The organism is Pseudoalteromonas apostichopi, from assembly GCF_030297135.1.
Taxonomy (GTDB): Bacteria; Pseudomonadota; Gammaproteobacteria; order Enterobacterales; family Alteromonadaceae; genus Pseudoalteromonas; species Pseudoalteromonas apostichopi.
The window spans coordinates 17,997-37,635 of sequence record NZ_AP028066.1; the positions used below are offsets into that span (position 1 = coordinate 17,997).

Below are 19,639 nucleotides of genomic sequence, written 5' to 3' on the forward strand. Positions count from 1 at the left end.
CATGTCAAAAACTATAAACTCTCACAATACCCATGAGGGTGGCAATAATGGGTTGTTTAACCGATTTTTAGCCACCGTTGAATTTTTGGGTAACATGCTACCCCACCCTATCACATTATTTGCATTGTTCTGCGTTGCTATTATTGTTTTTAGCGGCATCGCCGATTGGTTTGGATTAAGTGCTATCGACCCACGTCCGGAAGGCGCTGCGGGTCGCGACCCTGATGGTGTTATTGAAGTTGTCAGCCTACTTAGTGCAGAAGGCCTCCAGCGTATCGTTACCGGCCTTGTTACCAACTTCACCAGTTTCGCACCACTTGGCACGGTACTGGTTGCTTTATTAGGCGTAAGTGTCGCAGAGCACTCAGGTTTACTCTCAGCTGCTATGCGTGGCATGGTGATGGGCGCATCTAAAAGGCTCGTTACTTTTATGGTGGTGTTTGCTGCGATTTTATCAAATACGGCGTCAGAGCTTGGCTACGTGGTACTTATTCCATTAGCAGCGATGATATTCCACAGCCTTGGTCGTCACCCACTTGCCGGTCTTGCTGCCGCATTTGCTGGTGTTTCAGGTGGTTACAGTGCCAACCTATTGCTAGGCACCATTGACCCGCTACTTGCAGGTATCACAACACCTGCAGCACAAATGATTGATCCAAATTACCAAGTTGGCGCAGAAGCAAACTGGTATTTCATGATGATCTCTGTATTTTTAATTGCCATTTTAGGCACTTTCGTTACAGAAAAAATCGTTGAACCACGCCTTGGCAAGTACAACCCTGAAGAAGCAAGCAATGATTTGCCAAAGAATGACATTGCTGGCCTAACCGATAAAGAAAAGTCAGGCCTTAAGTGGGCGGGTGTTTCACTGTTAGTGGTGTCATTATTACTTGCTTGGACAATTGTTCCTGAAGACGGCATTTTACGTAACCCAGAAACAGGCCTTGTTGCACACTCGCCATTTTTAAAAGGCATTGTGGTATTTATCTTTGTGACTTTCGGTATTCCGGGCTTTGTTTACGGTCGCGTTGTTGGCACTATGAAGAACGATAAAGATGTCATTGATGCCATGAGCAAAAGTATGAGCTCAATGGGTATGTACATTGTGCTGGTTTTCTTTGCCGCGCAATTTGTTGCTTTTTTTAAATGGACTAACCTAGGCACAATTTTAGCTATTAACGGCGCCGCTCTTTTACAAACACTGAACCTAACTGGTCCTGAAGTATTCGTGCTATTCATTTTAATGTGTGCATTGGTTAACTTAAGCTTGGGTTCTTCATCAGCACAGTGGGCGGTAACTGCACCTATCTTCGTACCAATGTTAATGCTAATAGGCTACGCGCCAGAAACCATTCAAGCTGCATATCGAATTGGTGACTCGGTTACTAACCTCATCACACCAATGATGAGCTACTTTGGCTTGATACTGGCTGTAGCAACTAAATATAAGAAAGACATGGGTATTGGCACACTGGTTGCGACCATGCTGCCTTACAGCATGATCTTCTTTGTTGGTTGGGTCGCGTTATTCTACTTATGGGTATTTGTTCTGGGCTTCCCAGTTGGCCCTGAATCACCGATTTATTATCAGCCTTAATCTCTTCTCAAAGAGGTGTAAAAAAGCCAAGCTAATGCTTGGCTTTTGCTTTCTAACGGCGAGCCCGATACTGATAGCATCTAATAAGCACTAGCAGTAACAATAATGAGATTAAGCTCAGAGGTAGCGCCCCCCCACTTGTTTTATGCTCAACACTCACTCGTTTATAGGCTTTAACAACGACATTAAACAGCCCTTGAGTTATTCCGCCATCACCATCAGAGATAATGAAGGTCACTGTATCAGTGCCCTCAAAACCCACATTTGGAGTATACGTAATAGTACCATCATCATTGATTACTACTGTCCCATTATCAGCTGATGCAGAAATAATAGTGAAATCATTATTATCATCATCAGTAACATTAGCCAGTATGTCGATGTTAATTGGGCTTTGATCATCGGTTGTTACATTAATAATGGCACTCACTTGCGGTGCTTTGTTTTCAACGACCTCAACGGTCACAGCTGCAAATGCTGAGCCGCCATTACCATCAGATACGCCATAGTTTATTGTTGCTGTACCTACATGTTCGGCTTGTGGACTAAAATGCAGTTCATTACTAATAATACTGACTTCACCAATATCAACGGTTGCCGACGTAAGCGTTAATAAATCACCATCTGCATCTGTATCATTGACTAACACATCAAGGTAGGTGCTGATATTACGTTTTACCGTAATAACATCATCCGTAGCTACTGGCTGAGTATTATGCGTATCTAAAGTTGCGATACCACTTGGATCTTCAATTGCACGATTAACTTGGCCATCGGCATCATTTGGACCACCATCTTCAATAGTCAGCTGAACACACCAGTGACCTTCGGTAAGTCCTTCTGTGTAAAGCACATCTTGTGGTGGTGGGCAGAACCCTTCAGCACCAGGCGCTGATGCAATACGATTACGACTATCGACTACAAACTCTGTCCAACCTGTTGGCATCAATTTACGATAGACAGCATTGCTTGGTATTGGCCTAAACTGTGCTATCACTACACTGACAGACTGACCCGCAACCGGAATTTCATTTACATTGAAATCAAACACGCCATTTATGTAGTCAAACCCATTATCAGCTTTTGCACCTAATCCGTTATGTCCGTATTTAACTGCATCGCCTTCAGTAATACCGGTGTTGCTACCTGATGCTTTAAAAGCAACGTTACCTAAGCTCAAATGAAGTCCAGGCTCTGTCTCCATCAAGAAAAATTCACTTTCGATCAGCTTTTCTTGAACAACATTGCTAGCAAGCGAGCTTGCATCTAGATAATCTGGAATACCGTCGTTATCACTGTCGCCATACCCTTCTTCATCATCATTGATACCATCAAAGTCTGAATCAATGGCTGATAACTCAGGTAATGAATCAAGCACTGTCAGTGAAATTTTCACTGTATCAGTTTTGTCACCATCATCAACGGTTACCATAAACTCATAAACACCTTCAGCAAGTAAACTTGGGTCAAAGCTAAATTGATCATCGATGGCATCTGCATCGATGATTGCTTCATCAGACACTTGCCAATCAAATACATGGGTATCGGCTAGGTTTGCATCTGTAACAAATGCACTGATAGTTACTTCACCTGCTTGTTTATCAATTAGACGCGTACTCATACCTTGCTGAGCTGCAAATAACTCTACGCTTGGCGCAACATTTCCCTCTGCAATTGTTAGTGTGTGTGAACCTAACGTACCCACAACAGCATTTTTAGGTTCTTTAAAATGAACAGTTAAAGTTTCTGTGCTTTCTAACTGTTCATCTTCAATAAGGTTAACTATCAATTGAGCTTCGCGTTGACCTTGTTTAAAGATAAATTCACCTTCAGATAAGTCATGATCTTCTCCTGTAATCGCATCACCTGATACGGTAAATGGCACAACAACAGGGTAAGTTACTGCATCACCATTGAGAATCGCTTTAATTATGACGTATGTTCCTTCAGTTGCAGTTTGATCTTTACTGAAATTAACTTGCGGGATTACATGGATCAATTGCGTAGCTGAAACTTGCTCGTTCCCTTCTCCTGCACTCCAAACAACGGTATGTGTTCCAGGTGCAAAGAAGCCTTTAGAACTTGCCGTAACACGCACTGGATTACCCAATGCATCCATTGCAACTGCTGTTCCCATATTCACCTTAGTGAACAGCCCTTCTGAGGCAATCGTTTTATCTTCAGGTGCTGTGATAGTTATATCTGTTAAGGTTGAAACAACGTTTACAACCAGTGTTACATCTACCACTTCACCACTTGCATCTTTAATTTGATAAGTAATGATCACCTTTGCGTTTAAGCCAACAGGCGCCAAATATTCAAGCTTATTATCAACAATTCGAATACTGCCAACACTTGCAAGCGCTTTAACTAATGTTAGTGCATCACCATCAACATCAATGTCATTCGCTAACACATCAAGCACTACATACTCATTTAAGTCTGCATTGACGGTGAAGTTATCTGGTGTAGTAACAGGTGCATCATTGACTGGATTCACCACAATCGTCACTGTTGCTATTTCAGAGCTTAAAACACCATCTGATACGGTATAGCTAAAGCTATCTGAGCCACTAAAATCTGCATTTGGTTGATACATAAAACGATTAACATCCATTGTTAACGTACCATTACTAACCGGTGCGACTAAATTGAATGTCAGTGCATCGCCATTTTCATCAAAATACCCAAGTGTAAAGGTGATGCTCTCGTCTTCATTAGTACTTAGTTGTTCACCAATCGCTACAGGCGCAACATTAGCAATAATAACTGGGCTTGTCGCACCTGATGTAAAGGTCTCAGTATTACCGTGGCCATCAATGTAAGTAACAACAACCGTGATTGTCGTGCCGATATCTGCATCGGTTAGCATGTATTCTGACAGTGTTGCACCTGTAATTAACACCCCATTGCGCATCCATTGATAGGTAAATTCTCCCACACCATCTGGATCGTCAATAGTTGACTCAACGCGTAAGGTTTCACCCTCTTTTGCCTCGCCACTGATACTGATACCACCTGTTGCTTGGTCATTAACATCGGCCACTGTGATAACAAAGGTTTGTGTATCAGTTAACCCTTCTGCATCAGTTACTAATAAAGTAACAGCATGATTGCCCACATCATCATTACTTGGTGTACCACTTAACTCGCCTGTCGCAGGATTAAAATTAAGCCAGCTTGGCAGCTCTGTAGCACTCAATTTATAGCTATCAGCACTGTCTACATCATTAACAACAAGTACATAGCGGTACGCTTCATCCTGTGTTGCTGAAGTGATTGGCGCCGACTCAATCAATGGTGCATCATTGACAGCAAGTACGGTAATAGTCACTGATGCCGTATTCGACTCTGCACCTTCATTATCAAGCACTGAATAAGTAAAGGTATCAAAACCAACATAATTGCTTACTGGAGTATAAGTAACTGTACCATCTACATTATTTATTACATTACCAAATGCCGGTTCAGTAACAATCTTAACTGAGTCCTCATCTATGCTACCATCAACATCAGAATCATTGCCTGTTACATCGATGATAACGCTCTCATCTTCATCAATTTGTATTACATCATTATTTGCCAGCGGCGCATCATTAACAGCTGTTACTGTGATGGCGACATTTGCATTATTTGACCAAACACCCAAATCATCTTTAACACGATAACTAAAGCTATCTTCACCATTACTATTAGCATTAGGCGTATAGCTGATCATGCCGTCTACAATTTTTGTACTACCATGTTCTGGCTCGGTAACAACTTCAAGGCTTGACTTATCAAGCGAACCATCAATATCTAAGTCGTTGCCCAGTACATTAATGCTATGGGCTGTATCTTCGAGCAATTGAGCAACATCATCGTTAGCGACGGGTGCATCATTCACACTATTGACCGTTAATTTCACAACGGCGATATTTGACATTAATGATTGGTCATCTTTAACACTATAACTGAAGCTATCGCTACCAAAGAAATCAGCATTTGGCATATAGCCAATAGTACCTGAGGTACTATTAACGCTAACTTTGCCGTTTGCTGGGGCTTGGGTAATTGTCACATTATCAATTGTTAAATCGCTATCTACATCAAGGTCATTGTCTAAAATTGACAATTCAATCGAGGTGTCTTCATCAAGCTCTGCTGCATCGTTTGTTGCGATTGGGGCATCATTAACTTCACCTACTTTTACCATTACGCTCGCCTGATTAGACATAGCTCCAGATCCATCTGCAACACGGTATGTAAATGTGTCACTGCCATTAAAGTTTGTGTTTGGGGTATAGAGAATGCGCTTGTTTTGTACACTCGCTTTACCATTTTCTGGCGCTGTGACAACTTCTAAGCTAGATAAATCGAGTGAATCACCTTCATCAATATCTGAATCGTTTAGTGCGACATCAATTTCAATTGCCATGTCTTCTTCAGTTATGGCCGTATCAATCTTAGCAAATGGTGCATCATTAACCGAATTGATGGTAATTGACACTGTTGCAATAGCTGAGCGTCCATTATCTAAGTCATCGACAGTATAAGTAAAAGTATCAGAGCCATTAACATTTTCATTCGGTGTATAAGTAATAACCCCATTCGCAGTATTTAAGCTTGTTTTTCCTAGTGTTGGCGCTGTTACCACTCTGACACTGGCAGGGTTTAAGCCACTATCAACATCTGAATCGTTCTCTAAAATATTAATAGCAACACTGTTGTCCTCATCAACACTTACTTTATCATCATGCACATCGGGTACATCGTTTACATTCACAACTCTCAGTGTAAATTCCTGCTTAATCTCCTCTTTACTCGCATCTGTTACAACAAGCGTAATATTATACGTACCTACATCATCATTAGTGGGTGTGCCACTTAGGGTATGCGTTTTAGTATCAAAGGTTAACCAGCTAGGCATACCAAGGGCTGTATAAGAAAGACTATCATCAGCATCCACATCCGTTGCCGAAACGATATAGCTGTATAACTCATCTTCGGTTGCAGTTGTAATTGGTGTTGATGAAAATTCAGGCGCATCATTTACATTCTCAACGGTGATAGAAAACATCTGAGAATCTGTTTCTTTTGCACTATCCGTGACGATTAAACTAACCGTATGCATGCCTACATCATCATTACCTGGCGTACCAGTAACTAAACCTGTCGCAGCATCTATGCTTAACCAACTAGGAAGCGTCTTGGCTGAATAAATTAGCGTATCGCCTTTATCAACATCAGTTGCACTTACAGTATAGTTATAGATGCTGTCCTCAATCGCAGTTGTAATAGGTGTTGATGAAAACACTGGAGCGTCATTTACGTTTGAAACAGTTAGAGTAAATGATTGTCGTGCCTCCTCTTCACTCATATCCATGACAACAACAGTGATCTTATACGACCCTACATCATCATTAGTAGGTGTGCCTTTAAAACTGCGAGTAGCTTCATTAAAAGATAACCAACTTGGAAGGCCAAGCACTGTGTACGAAAGCGTATCTCCTGCATCAATATCTGTAGCTGAAACAGTATAATTGTATAACTGCTCTTCAACTGCGACAGTATCAGGGGTTGACGTAATTACCGGCTTATCATTTACATTAGCTACTGTAATGGTAAATATTTGAATATCAGAAGCACCGGCCGAATCAGTTACTTTAATTGAGACATTATGCTCACCAACATCATTATTGCTTGGTGTTCCAACAAGTAAACCTGTAGATGTATTTATCGATAACCAGCTAGGTAATATTGAAGCGCTAAATTTATATGTTTCGTCTTTGTCAGCATCGGTGACAGCAAGTTGATATGCATAAGCTGTATCTTCAGTTGCAAGTACTAAGGCTTGTGAAGTAATCGTTGGTGCATCATTAACAGCAGTAACAGTTATAGTGCCATTTACAGGTGTGACAGTGTTACTGCCATCAGATAGTTTAAACGAAATACCCAATGAGCCAGAATAATCAGCAGCTGGCGTATACGAAAGGCTTGCTAAACTTGCGTTAACATCGACTAGTGAGCCACTCAATGTGAGTGTAGCTGTTTCAATATCGTAGTCTAAGTTGGCACTACCACTTGCAGTACCCGCAAGTTTGCCTGATGTATTGTTTGCAAGAGTGATGGTAAGAGTAACATTATCGTTTTCTTTATCAGTTATTATATGCCCTCCAAAGAGTAAGTTTTTATTGCTATCTTCCTTGGTAGTCATAGAGAAGCTGTCAAAAATTGACTGCTCATACTTCATCATAGAAGCATTACTGTCGTTATCTGTATCTCCAAATGAAACTAGTAGTGTATCGTTGTCATCAATTGCGAAAGAAGGAAAAGTAGTTCTCTTAGTTGTTATTCCGGCTTTACCAACATGGTTCCACGTATTTCCCGTCAACTGCATTACAGATACATCTCCACCGTTGACATAATCATTCACAGCAACAAAAGGAATATTGTCACTATTTGCTGCTATTTTTGGCCCGAAACCACTGCCGCCCAAAAGATCACTGTTACCAGCCAACTCCCAAGTTTGACCATTAAACCTATTGACAGATATGAGTTGAGATGATTTTTTTGAAAAAGCAACGTATGGAACATCATTAATAATAGTGAAATCTAATCTCATTACATTCGTCTCAAAATTTGCAGAGCCGACCTGAGTCCAACTATTATTCTCGAATTTAACTACATTGATATTATTTTGATTAATATCTACTTTATATGCCAAATAGGGCGTGTCCTTACTATCAAAAGAGAGCTTCATTTGCGATGTAACCCCAGATGCAATTGCGGCTTCACCCACAGTGGTCCATTCTGTGCCATCCCATTTTTTCACTGTTGCAGTGTTATTATTTAAATAATCTTGGTAAGTGAGGTATAAATTATCAGCACTGTCAAAAGCAATAGAAGCGTGATTTGCGACCCCTGCACTTACGGCCTCTCCCCCAAGTACTGTCCAAGAGCCATTTTTAAGAGTCTTTACAACAACCTTATTCTCGAAACCTGAATCTTCATAAGCAATAAAAAGCTCATCAGAACGATTAATAGCTAAACTAAGATTACTATTAACCGAGCCCTCAGCGAGATTAGTGTTACTTATGTTTTGCCAAGTCCTGCTATCATATTTCTTTACTGCAATTCCATACCCTGCTGGTTCGAGATAATAAGTAAAAGCTGAATATACTACACTGTTTCTATCAACAGCTATGGCGGTATCACTTATCCGTTCTTTTGCAAAATTTGCACCACCAACATATTCCCATTTTGCGGCTTTAGATATTTTAGGTGCATCATTTTGCGGTGTAATAGATATAATGAAAGATTGATCTATAATCGGTGCAACATCATCCTCCCCACCATCTGCAAGATCGAACTTAAAGTTATCAGAGTTTGTTTCAGTGCCATTGTGTTTATAATAAAGTTTTGAATCATCCAGTGTTTGCTGTGTAAAAGTACCATTCAACGAAAGCTTTTCACCCGCATCTAAACTGCTATTATCATTGGCATCGACAAATAAACTGCCATAAGTAGGTACTGATTTAAGCGTGTATGTTAACCCTGTGCCTCTATCATCAGGATCTGAAGCCGATAAGCTCTGAGTATTAATTACTTTCGTTGCACCTTCATCTAATGAAAGGCCCGTATTAATATCGATAGAAGGGGCTTTATTGGGTACAATAACTGAATAGGTCCCCACAATTGCAGAGTTTGTATCTGTGCCATCCGTTAATGAAAACGTGAGTGTGAATTGACCTGCACCATTTGCAGCCTGTATTAACTCAATACTTTCAAGCGAAGCATTAATATCTGAGACTGTTCCTGAAAGTGTTAGAACGCCTGTGCTAGAATCATAATTAAGTTCTGCGTTACCACTTGCAGTACCTGACAATGACCCGAATTGCGTATCTGAAATCGTAATTGTGAGGGTAACGTTATCGTTTTCAGCATCCTCAACGATTACATTTTCAAATAACCTAAAGCTTGATGCTCCCTCCATAATGCTCTTAGAATGATTGCTAAAAGAAGCATTTTCCTTAGTGATTACAAAAGGTCCACCAACCTCTGACTTTAAGTCAATAGCGTAGATAATGTCGCTTGAATTAAGTACAGCTCTCATTACGAGGCCGAAATAATATGATTTTTCCGGTGGGGCAATTGGCCCTTTTAAATTCCATACCTCTCCTTCAAAAGCATATAGTTTTCCTCGTCCATATGTGCTCTGTTCATTAAATGCAATTAACACGTTGTCGTTTGAGTCAATTAATAGATTTAATTTTCTCATTGCAGAAAGGTTTGATGTATCGCCAACCGAAACCCAGTTATCCTCTACAAATTTATAAACCTTTACAGGACCCAAATATGTCGTAGAGTTTATAAATGAAATATAGAGTGTGTCTTGGCTGTCAAACGCTATTTGAGGATCTATCGCTGGTTGAGCCCCTAAAGCAGATGAGCTTAAAGTTATCCATGATGTGCCATTAAACTTTCTTACCTCAACAGAGGCAGGACTTACTGTTTTATTATAAACGACATACATTTCATTTTTCGAATTAAAGGCAATTTCAGGGCTTTTAGCATTTCCATTACTTGCCTGCGTACCTACATTAACCCAACTATTATTAGCCCACTTTTTCACGTATACGGTTGAGTTATCATAGGCAAGATATAAAATATCATTATCATCAACCTTTAAATCAATGTGCTCTATTTTTGTGCCGCTAATTTGGCCTGAGCCAAGCTCAGTCCAATTACCATTTACAAGTTTTTTTACAACAATTGTCTGCGACGAACCAGAGCCAGATATATAAGCAATATATAAATTATTATTTTGGTCAAAGACAATATCTGTTTCGCCATACGCATCAGCAAGCGTTTCCCCCCCATCAATTGATTCCCAAGCACTATCCACATATTTATAAACATCGGCTCTATTGTTGAAAGTATTTTTTAAAATAATATAAGGGACTTCATTATTATCTAAAGTAATATTTGGATATAGAGAATCATCCAAGCTTAAACTCCCTAGTAGCTGCGATGGATTCTCATAGGAAAAACTAGGGGCTAAATTCGATTTAGTGACATTCAAAATAGAGTTTTTTACCACATTGTAATCAGACAATGACCGAGCATTTTCTAATGTTTGACCATTAAAAGTGATGATTTGTCTAGTCAGTACAATTTGAGTCTGCTGTTCAACAAGCCCTTTAACTGTTTCAATGCTGTCACTTGGCTCAACATCGAGTGTGAAGGTCACAGTAGGTGCGATAATTGTAATCGGCATAGCCAATATAGTCATAGGCGAAATAAGCGCTATGAGGTATAGGTATTTAATAATTGTTGATAGCATGACGTCGTGTTCCTGTAGAAATTTCAAGCTGGTAGTAAATTCATCTAAAATGGTTTACTCGTGTTTCAGCTATTCCTTGAGGTAATTAAAATGTACGCCCCTTGCATACATCGATAATGGGTTAGTCGAAATAATATCTTGCGCCAATTGAGAACATCGAAGCATCAGTTGCATCTAGCGCTGCATGGTCGTAACTTAGAAAAATCTGGGTATTTTTAAAAAGATCAAAACTCGCTTCAATGCCAAAGGTGGCACTGTTACCACTGCGTTTTGCTTTAAATAACTGTGAAGAGTTTGATTGGTATTGGTAATCTTGGTGCCAATCTAAATATCCTAACTTACCAGTCAGCGATATTATTTTGGTGATTGGCCACGACGCTAAAAGTGATACCTGAGGCCCCTTTGCTGATTCAGGGTAAATTCGTTTTATGGCCGTGTGAAAGTTGCCTAAATCGGTGACTTCGCCTGTAAAGCTGAAATGTCTCTCACCGAAATCTACATAACCGACTTGTAGTGAATAAATTGAGTTGAATTTATAACCGATTGCAGCTTGGTAACCTGCATCCGAGTCTTTAATCGAAACAGAATCAATAATGGTCCCTTGTTCACTTAATGATGATGTTAAGTCTTTTGTGCTAAGGTCTGTGGAAGCTGAACCTATTTGCCCAGATACAAACCAGTGAGTTTGCTCGGCTTTACTATGATGACTACATAATAATAAGCCAGTAAATAGCATGACTGTCGAAAACTTAAGTTCAAAGTCATTATAACTAGTGGAAAAGTATGGCACTTTCAAAGTGAGACCTCTTTATAAGATTAATTGTAATTGCAACAAATCCACTGTTAATTACGAACATCCACTTTGTACATATCATTTACATTAGATTAAACTCCTAGCCATTCTAATGAGAAAATTCTGATTCAATATGGGTATGTGAAATTTCTGACAACCTTTGTTATTAGTTCTGAGAAAGAACTTTTGTATGATCTGAATAGCAATTAGGGACTAGTACAGCTAAATTCCCCCCCTTCGCTATTTAATACTTTTGAGCGAGAGTTGATTTTTTAATGAATAACAAGTACATACCGTATTTAACTGCTTGCATAATGATGACGTGTGTGTTTTGCGCGAGCAGCTATGCAAACCCAACTAAGCAGCTCGAAACCGCATTTGCAACCTCGTTAGTTTTAACTGATGGTGACAGTATTACCTTGGGGTTTGGTGATTTTGATCCGCAAACATTGTTTAACTCGCAACATGCTAGTAAAGATGAAGACAGTATCGCACTTAGAAAAAAACTCAAACTCTACAGCATTCCTTATACATGGCAGCTTGATGAACCAATTTATCAGCACAAACTAAGTTTGACCGGTAGAGTCAGCTATTTAAATCAATCAGATTTTATCTCACTGTATGACAATGTCGCTGACGACTATATTTCAGAAACGGTGTATAACAGCATGATCGGTGTTAATGCAGAGAAAGCGCTTGGATCTAAATGGTCATATCAACTTGGCTTTAACAGTCACTACTTACATTACAACAATGATTACGAGTACAACTCGCCCGAATCTAGACGTAATATACAGCCTTTAGCTGATAATCTTTACACCAACCTAAATAGTAATGCACTAGTACTAAATCCAAATGCGACCATGATTTATCGCCTGCCAAGGCACTGGGGCTATTACGAATACAAACTTAACTTTAATTACTATTATGGCTGGGCCTTGTCTCATCCTGACGGAATGAGTAATGCAGCTCCTGAAACTTGGCGTACACTCAATGGAATTAAAGCTAAGTTTAACATGTTTAAAATAGGCCTTTTTGAGCAAGCTTTTTATATTAAAGGACAGCGAATTGATTTAGGTGGTGATGGTCGTATTGCATTTTCTACAGATCACTTTTATGAATACGGTATCGGCTTTTTATGGGACAGTAGAAAGTGGACGTCATGGTTTGACAACTTTGGCATTGGTATCAACATTCACAACGGTAGTAGCCTCGATGGTGCAGCTATAGTCTTGTACTTTAATGAAATTTAAGTCTATTTTTTAAAGACAAAATTTTTAAACAGACTATATTCTTAGACATAATTAAAATTCATGGAAGATTTAAATGAAACATCACCTCGCAATCGCTTGTTCATTAATAGCCTTAACGGCTTGCGATAATCGCCCTGAACACACAGCTAAAACGCTACCTCTGCAAGTGAGTGCTGCAGATACCATTTATTATGGTGGCGATATTCTTACAATGACTGGAGATGAACCAGAATATGCACAAGCAATAGCTACCCAAGGTGACAAAATCATCTTTGTGGGTGATAAAACTAAAGCCCTTGAGTTTAAATTTGGCAAAACAAAGCTGATTGATTTACAAGGAAAAACCTTGATGCCAGGCTTTGTAGATGGTCATAGCCATGTCTACGGTGTTGGTTTGCAAGCCATGGTAGCCAATGTATTACCTAGCCCAGATGGTGATGCCAATAGTGTTGAGCAAATCGTTAATATGCTTACAGCCGCACAGAATAACCCTGATTACACCACATTTATTGAAAAAACCGGCGCTATCTTAGGCTTTGGTTACGATGATGCTGAGCTTGATAGATACCCGACTAAAATGGACTTAGACCGCGTTAGCACCGAAAAGCCAGTGATCATCATTCATACCTCGGGGCACTTAAGTGTTGCAAACAGTAAAGCTTTAACTCTGGCTGACATCGACGAAAACACAGAAAACCCTAAAGGTGGGCTAATTCGTCGTATGGCGAACTCACAAGAACCTAATGGGGTGCTCGAAGAAAACGCGCACTTTGGTTTACTGTTTAAACTCATGCAGTCGTTTGATCCTGACTTACAAGATTTAATGCTACAAGAAGGACAAAAGCTCTACACAAAATACGGCTACACCACAGCGCAAGAAGGCCGAGCAACTCAAGAAGCCTATGATTCGATGGTAAGAGCATCAAAGGCTGATAAATTCGTGATTGATGTGGTTGCATATGCTGATATGGCCACCAGCAGCAGTTTTATGGACTCAACCTATAACAGTAAACACTACACAAATCATTTTCGTATTGGTGGTGTAAAACTTAACTTTGATGGCTCACCGCAAGGGAAAACTGCTTGGTTATCTCATCCATACTTAAAAGCACCTGAAGGCCAAGAGCAAGGTTATGCAGGCTACCCTACTTTTAATGATGAACAAGCTTATCAATATGTAGAAACGGCCTTTGCCAATGGTTGGCAAGTGATGACACATGCAAATGGTGATGCCGCCATTGAGCAATTTTTAGATGCTGTTGAAAATGCCAATAACAAGCTTGGTAAAAAAGACAGACGCCCTGTACTTATTCATGGTCAGACAATTCGTCAAGATCAGGTAAATCGCCTTAAAGAGTTGGGCATATTTCCATCGCTCTTCCCAATGCATACCTTTTATTGGGGCGACTGGCATGTAAATTCGGTACTTGGTCACCCCCGTGCCGATTTTATTTCACCCACTCATGCGGTTCGCAAGCAAGGATTAATGTTTAGCACCCATCATGATGCGCCAGTGGCTCTACCAAATGCTCTACGTGTATTAGATGCAACGGTTAACCGCACGACCCGTACAGATAAAGTGTTAGGCCCTGAACAACGCGTTTCTGTGTATACTGCACTACAAGCAATGACGACATGGCCGGCGTATCAACACTTTGAAGAGACCTCAAAAGGGCAATTAAAACAAGGGATGCAAGCTGATTTAATTATCCTTGATAATAACCCGTTGAAAATAAAGCCTGAAGAGCTTCATAATTTACAAGTGTTAGAAACCATTAGCCGTGGTAAAACCGTCTACCGCAAAAATTAAACTTAATAGAAGGAATAACATGAAGAGCTTCATATTATTAGCGTGCGCTACTTTACTGTCTTTTTCAGTATCGGCAACACAAACGACCGCCACACAACTGGATATTCTAAATCTAAAGGCCCAGTCTGAGCATGTATTAACCTCAGGGCAGCCCAATCAAACCGATTTTGCCAAGTTAAAACAACTCGGTGTTGAGAACATCATTAACCTACGTGGTGATAACGAAACAAATTGGTCTGAGCAAGAATTAGTGACTGAGCTTGGCATGAACTATTACCATATTCCTGTGCAATCTAAAGCTGATATTACGATTGAAAATGCCACTAAGCTTCAGGCCTTACTCAATGAGCATCAACAACAAACCACCTTACTTCACTGTGCTAGCAGCAACCGTGTTGGCGCTCTCGTTGCGCTATACAATGCCATAACCTTAAAAAAGCCAATTGATGAAGCTGTCGAGATTGGTAAGCAGTGGGGCTTAAAAAGCCTTGAAGGGGTGGTAAGAACTAAGGTAAACGAAGAAGTTGGTCAGCCATAAGCTGACCAAGTTTTTATTATATTGCTTTTTTCTGGCTTTCTTGTTGTTTCTTAGCTTCAACTTGCTGGAACATTGAATCAACTAGCTCAATGATTTTATCATTTGCATCAATAAACTTATCTAGACCACCACCGGTGCGATAGCTTGCCTGTGCAATTGTTTTAGATTGATCAACATTAGTGACCCAAATATTGGCATAAGCCATATATAGAGCTAAATCCCAACGCCAGTTAGCAACATAAAATACAACAGCATCACACCCCTCTGTGTTAGCAGCTGAGATGTCGGTTTGATATGCTTGATGTTTCATAACATAATTGGCTGGGATAACACGTGTTTGTACGTTATGTTTTGCAAAACCTGATTGTAGTGATGTTACAACACCTTCTTTAACTGCTTGGTGCTCTGCAATACACACTGTTTTTGGTTTCTCCGCTTCGAAACGACTGACATCTTGTTTCGCTGCACAACCAGCAAGTACGGTTGCTGCAACAGCAACAGCTGATATTTTTGCAATATTCATTATGATTTTCCTTTTTATAATTTTATAGCTGCCATGCATAGCTTAGCTTAGTGAAGAAGGTGCGTTGATCACGCTCAAGACCTTCCAACGAATCGTCTTGGTATCCTTTATCTGAATACCCTAAATAAAACAGTGTTTGTGAGTTAATCTTGTACGAATACACTAACTGACTACCATAATCGCGGTTAGTTTGGCTTACATCAAATCGATAAGCTTCGTTGTTTCGATCGACATCTTCAAACTGCAAAACGAGTTTCAGCATTGAACGCATATTAAATTTATAATAAACGCGTAGATCCGTTAAGTTAGCAGTATAAACACGCTCATTTTGCTCGTTATCTAGGTAGCTGTAGCTGTGCTCCAACTGAACCTGCCAATGATCGTTAATATCCCACGTCATCTCAGGTTCAATGCGGACCATTGTACCTAGAGCTGCATTACTGTAGTCAATTTTGCTGCCATATTGAGCATATAATAAGAAACGGACATCGCGGATGGGTCTAAAACCGCCGTAGATATAACCTATGTTTTGATTAAAAAACTCACCGGCATAAAATTCATTACGATGGATAAAGCCAATTTCTGTTTGCGATTGCATCTTACCTTTAAAGGTAAAAAAGCCATCGTATTCTTCTTCAAGTAAGTCGCCATTTTGCGCCCAAGTTTTATCCCATTCAGCATTATAGCTGTACTCAGTGATTGCATCATCAGCATCACGGTACCAGGTTTGCCCACCACCTAATTGTATTTGCTCGTAATCAACTTTAGCTTGGTAACCTAAGTCTGAGCGGTATTCTTTACCTATATTTTCGTAATTAGCATAAACTTCGTAATCACGCTTAGTTCTAGTAAATTCAATAGCATAAGCTTGATCTGATTGATTTTTATCAACGCCATAATAATCAACTAAAAATTCTGAGTTAGTGGTATCTGTGCTTGCTACTTGATACTGCAAACTATCTGATTGATTAAACCAGTAGCTGCCATCTAGAGATAACACTGTATTATGGTAATCATCATTTTCACGGTGAGTGCTCATCACACCAATTGTGCCTTTTTGGCCGATATCAAATTGATATCGTCCCGCAACTGCTTGTGTTTTATCTGCTAGATTAGCAAAGCCCGAACCTTGGTTAGTCGGAAGTAAGACACTGGTATTCTGATCGTCAGCGTACATAAAGCCGTAGCTGTGCGCGCCGGTTTTACCTGTTAATTTTAAACCTACATCAGGTTCAGCAATCATTCGCGTATATAAAAGCTCTAGTTGGCTGGTATTAAAATAAGAGGCGCCATCTAAAAAGAATGGACGCTTTTCAGCGTAGTAAATTGAGTAAGTAGTATTTACATCAAGTTCAAGTGAATCGGCCTCGACCTGCGAAAAGTCAGGGTTAATGGTGGCATTAATAACCGCATCTTGCGTCACACCCCAACGTAAGTCCAAGCCCGCTTCAGTATCAATATCGCCATTTTGCCAATCACCAGGCACTGCGTCTTTGGTATCATGGCGAAGCGCAGTTAAAGTTGGCGTAAGCTGAATGTTTTGGCTTTCAGTCATGTTGGCAAAGCCTGTTAGTTTATCAAACTGACAAAAGCTACATTTTACATCTCTGTCAAAACCAACATTCGACATTTGATAAAATACATCACGCGGGTAATTACGCCATACAGCAAAACTCCACGTTAACTCAGCTTGATCTTTTGGAAAGCGAAGAGCAGTGAACGGAATACGCATTTCAACCACATAGCCATCGTTATTAATTTGCCCTGCACTATCCCAAATGGCATCCCACGATGGGTCTTCCACCCAATCGTCAATATCCGTCATGCGCATATCCCCTTGCGCACCTAGTGGATTTACATAAAACTCATAACCAGTTCGTTCATCGTTGAACGTATCAATCATCAAGGCAACATTGTCATCTTGCCAAAGCGTGTCGCGGTCACGAAGTGCAGCACGAATTTGTGAAGGGTCATCATCTTTTGCAATAAAGCCAACATACAAGTATTTACCATCTTCATACATATAGGCATCAGTTTGTACAAGCGGTGTGCCTTTTTCGGTTGGTTCATTTTGATATTTTAATGACACTTTTGTGGCTTCTTGCCAATGCGGTTCATCCATTACACCATCAACGCTGATGGACTCTTTTATATGGGCAAGGGAGAACTCTGCTTTATCAAATGCATTGGCATAAAAAGGCACACAGACAACACCAAGTAAAAAAGTAGGGGTGATTATTTTTTTTATAATTCTTTTTAAGTACTGCATAAACATCCATTTAGACACTGACGCGTTAGAAACGCTACTTGACTGATTTCAAAGCGATTGTAATTCAGCATGGTACATTTGTTAATCTAATTCTGCATTTAACACCATAAAAATTAACAAAATACTCCGTTCGTACTATATATAGAGCCAAAAAAAGCCCCATTGCCAAACAGCAATGGGGCTTTTTGTAGAAAATTTATTACTTTTTAAGGCTTAGTTTATTGCCTTTCAAAGATTTGCGAACATTTGCGATGCGTGAACGGTTTTTCGCACGAGCCTCGCCAGTTGCCTGACCTGAAGGCTTGTTTGTGCGACTGCGGCGTAAATGTGATGGCTTTTTAACTATTTTATCAATCAATACATCACGGTTACTTACTTCGTAACCAGGTAAAACAATACGCTTAATACGCTGACCAATTAACTTTTCGATATCGAATAACGTGTTTTCTTCTTCACGGCTCACAAATGAAATCGCTTGGCCAGGTTTACCTGCACGACCGGTACGACCAATACGATGAACATAATCTTCTGCAAGCCAAGGTAGGTCGATGTTAATCACACGTGGTAAACCTTCAATATCAATACCACGGGCAGCTACTTCAGTGGCTACCAGTACGCGAACTTTACCTTCTTTAAATTCACGTAAAGCACGGCGGCGATTACCTTGTGTTTTATCGCCATGACAAACAACTGCAGGAATACCATCAAGATTCAGCTCTTTGACAAGCTCATCAGCGGTTTCTTTCATGTTTACGAAAACAAGTACCTGCTGCCAATTTTTCTTACCAATCAATTCAGATAAAAGCTCTTGCTTACGACGTTCTTCAACTGGATAAACAACGTGTTGCACTGTTTCTGCAGTACTGTTTGTTTGATCTACATGAATGACTTCAGGCTGCTTTAAAACTTTACTTGCAAACTGTTTAATTGCAGCTGGAAAAGTTGCAGAGAACAATAAGATTTGACGCGCTTCATCACAGCCATTGATAATATTTTGCATATCGCTGATAAACCCCATGTCTAGCATGCGGTCAGCCTCATCAAGCACTAAATGCTTCACTTTAGCTAAACTAATGTTACCCAAACGAAGTTGGTCAAGTAAGCGGCCAGGTGTTGCAACTACAATATCGACACCCGCTTTTAAGTCATTAGCTTGGCCTGCAAGATTAACCCCACCAAAAAGACAAACAGTTTTTAATTCCGTGTATTTGGCAAACGCTTTAAAATTATTGGCTATTTGCTCTGCTAATTCACGAGTAGGCGCTAACACTAGGGCACTTGGCGCATTCTTATCACTAACAGCAGATTCTGATAACTTTTGAATAATAGGCAATGCAAAAGCAGCCGTTTTACCGGTGCCTGTTTGCGCACTAACAAGTACGTCTTTGCCTTTTCTTACCGCAGGAATTGCACTACGTTGAACGGGAGTAAGCGTTTCGAAATTAAGCTCTTCTAATGCCTGTAAAAGCTCAGAAGAAAAACTAAATGATTTAAAATTCATGCTGTGTAACCTGCGGCCATCATATCAAGG

9 protein-coding genes are annotated in these 19,639 nt (G+C 40.1%); 4 read left to right on the forward strand and 5 right to left on the reverse strand.

The window, feature by feature from the left end; genetic code table 11:
• The first annotated feature begins 1 nt into the window (after position 1).
• On the forward strand, positions 2 to 1,597 hold the full coding sequence (locus QUE86_RS16255; protein ID WP_286260644.1) for an AbgT family transporter: 1,596 nt from the start codon (positions 2 to 4) through the stop codon (positions 1,595 to 1,597).
• 52 nt (positions 1,598 to 1,649) lie between these two features.
• On the opposite strand, the gene QUE86_RS16260 is transcribed toward QUE86_RS16255, so the two are convergent.
• Together QUE86_RS16260 and QUE86_RS16265 are read right to left on the reverse strand one after the other, a co-directional pair.
• Entirely contained in the window at positions 1,650 to 10,922 is a 9,273-nt protein-coding gene (locus QUE86_RS16260) for an Ig-like domain-containing protein (protein WP_286260645.1), read from the reverse strand.
• A gap of 121 nt (positions 10,923 to 11,043) precedes the next feature.
• On the reverse strand, positions 11,044 to 11,712 hold the full coding sequence (locus QUE86_RS16265; RefSeq protein ID WP_286260830.1) for an outer membrane beta-barrel protein: 669 nt from the start codon (positions 11,710 to 11,712) through the stop codon (positions 11,044 to 11,046).
• A gap of 278 nt (positions 11,713 to 11,990) precedes the next feature.
• On the opposite strand from QUE86_RS16265, the gene QUE86_RS16270 reads away from it, so the two are divergent.
• The 3 genes from QUE86_RS16270 to QUE86_RS16280 all read left to right on the forward strand — a co-directional run bounded on the left by QUE86_RS16270 (position 11,991) and on the right by QUE86_RS16280 (position 15,316).
• A complete protein-coding gene (locus QUE86_RS16270; RefSeq protein WP_130052701.1) occupies positions 11,991 to 12,968 on the forward strand; it encodes a Solitary outer membrane autotransporter beta-barrel domain in 978 nt (325 codons plus the stop codon).
• Positions 12,969 to 13,041: 73 nt separating this feature from the next.
• On the forward strand, positions 13,042 to 14,778 hold the full coding sequence (locus QUE86_RS16275; protein ID WP_286260646.1) for an amidohydrolase: 1,737 nt from the start codon (positions 13,042 to 13,044) through the stop codon (positions 14,776 to 14,778).
• A gap of 19 nt (positions 14,779 to 14,797) precedes the next feature.
• A complete protein-coding gene (locus tag QUE86_RS16280; RefSeq protein ID WP_286260647.1) occupies positions 14,798 to 15,316 on the forward strand; it encodes a protein tyrosine phosphatase family protein in 519 nt (172 codons plus the stop codon).
• Positions 15,317 to 15,332: 16 nt separating this feature from the next.
• Here QUE86_RS16280 and QUE86_RS16285 read toward each other — a convergent pair whose 3' ends face one another.
• From QUE86_RS16285 to QUE86_RS16295, 3 genes are all read right to left on the reverse strand, one after another.
• Positions 15,333 to 15,839 carry an Sbal_3080 family lipoprotein gene (locus tag QUE86_RS16285; protein WP_286260648.1) on the reverse strand — a complete coding sequence of 169 codons (507 nt, stop codon included), beginning with the start codon at positions 15,837 to 15,839 and terminating at the stop codon, positions 15,333 to 15,335.
• 22 nt (positions 15,840 to 15,861) lie between these two features.
• Entirely contained in the window at positions 15,862 to 18,114 is a 2,253-nt protein-coding gene (locus QUE86_RS16290) for a carbohydrate binding family 9 domain-containing protein (protein WP_130053027.1), read from the reverse strand.
• A 193-nt stretch (positions 18,115 to 18,307) separates the two neighbouring features.
• The gene (locus QUE86_RS16295) at positions 18,308 to 19,609 is read right to left on the reverse strand and encodes a DEAD/DEAH box helicase (protein ID WP_130052704.1); all 1,302 of its coding nucleotides are present in this window, start codon (positions 19,607 to 19,609) and stop codon (positions 18,308 to 18,310) included.
• Positions 19,610 to 19,639: the final 30 nt, after the last annotated feature.

Coding starts and splice junctions, on each gene's coding strand:
- QUE86_RS16255 (WP_286260644.1), top strand. CDS start 2: ATGTCAAAAACTATAAACTCTCACAATACCCATGAGGGTGGCAATAAT.
- QUE86_RS16260 (WP_286260645.1), bottom strand. CDS start 10,922: ATGCTATCAACAATTATTAAATACCTATACCTCATAGCGCTTATTTCG.
- QUE86_RS16270 (WP_130052701.1), top strand. CDS start 11,991: ATGAATAACAAGTACATACCGTATTTAACTGCTTGCATAATGATGACG.
- QUE86_RS16275 (WP_286260646.1), top strand. CDS start 13,042: ATGAAACATCACCTCGCAATCGCTTGTTCATTAATAGCCTTAACGGCT.
- QUE86_RS16280 (WP_286260647.1), top strand. CDS start 14,798: ATGAAGAGCTTCATATTATTAGCGTGCGCTACTTTACTGTCTTTTTCA.
- QUE86_RS16285 (WP_286260648.1), bottom strand. CDS start 15,839: ATGAATATTGCAAAAATATCAGCTGTTGCTGTTGCAGCAACCGTACTT.
- QUE86_RS16290 (WP_130053027.1), bottom strand. CDS start 18,114: ATGTTTATGCAGTACTTAAAAAGAATTATAAAAAAAATAATCACCCCT.
- QUE86_RS16295 (WP_130052704.1), bottom strand. CDS start 19,609: ATGAATTTTAAATCATTTAGTTTTTCTTCTGAGCTTTTACAGGCATTA.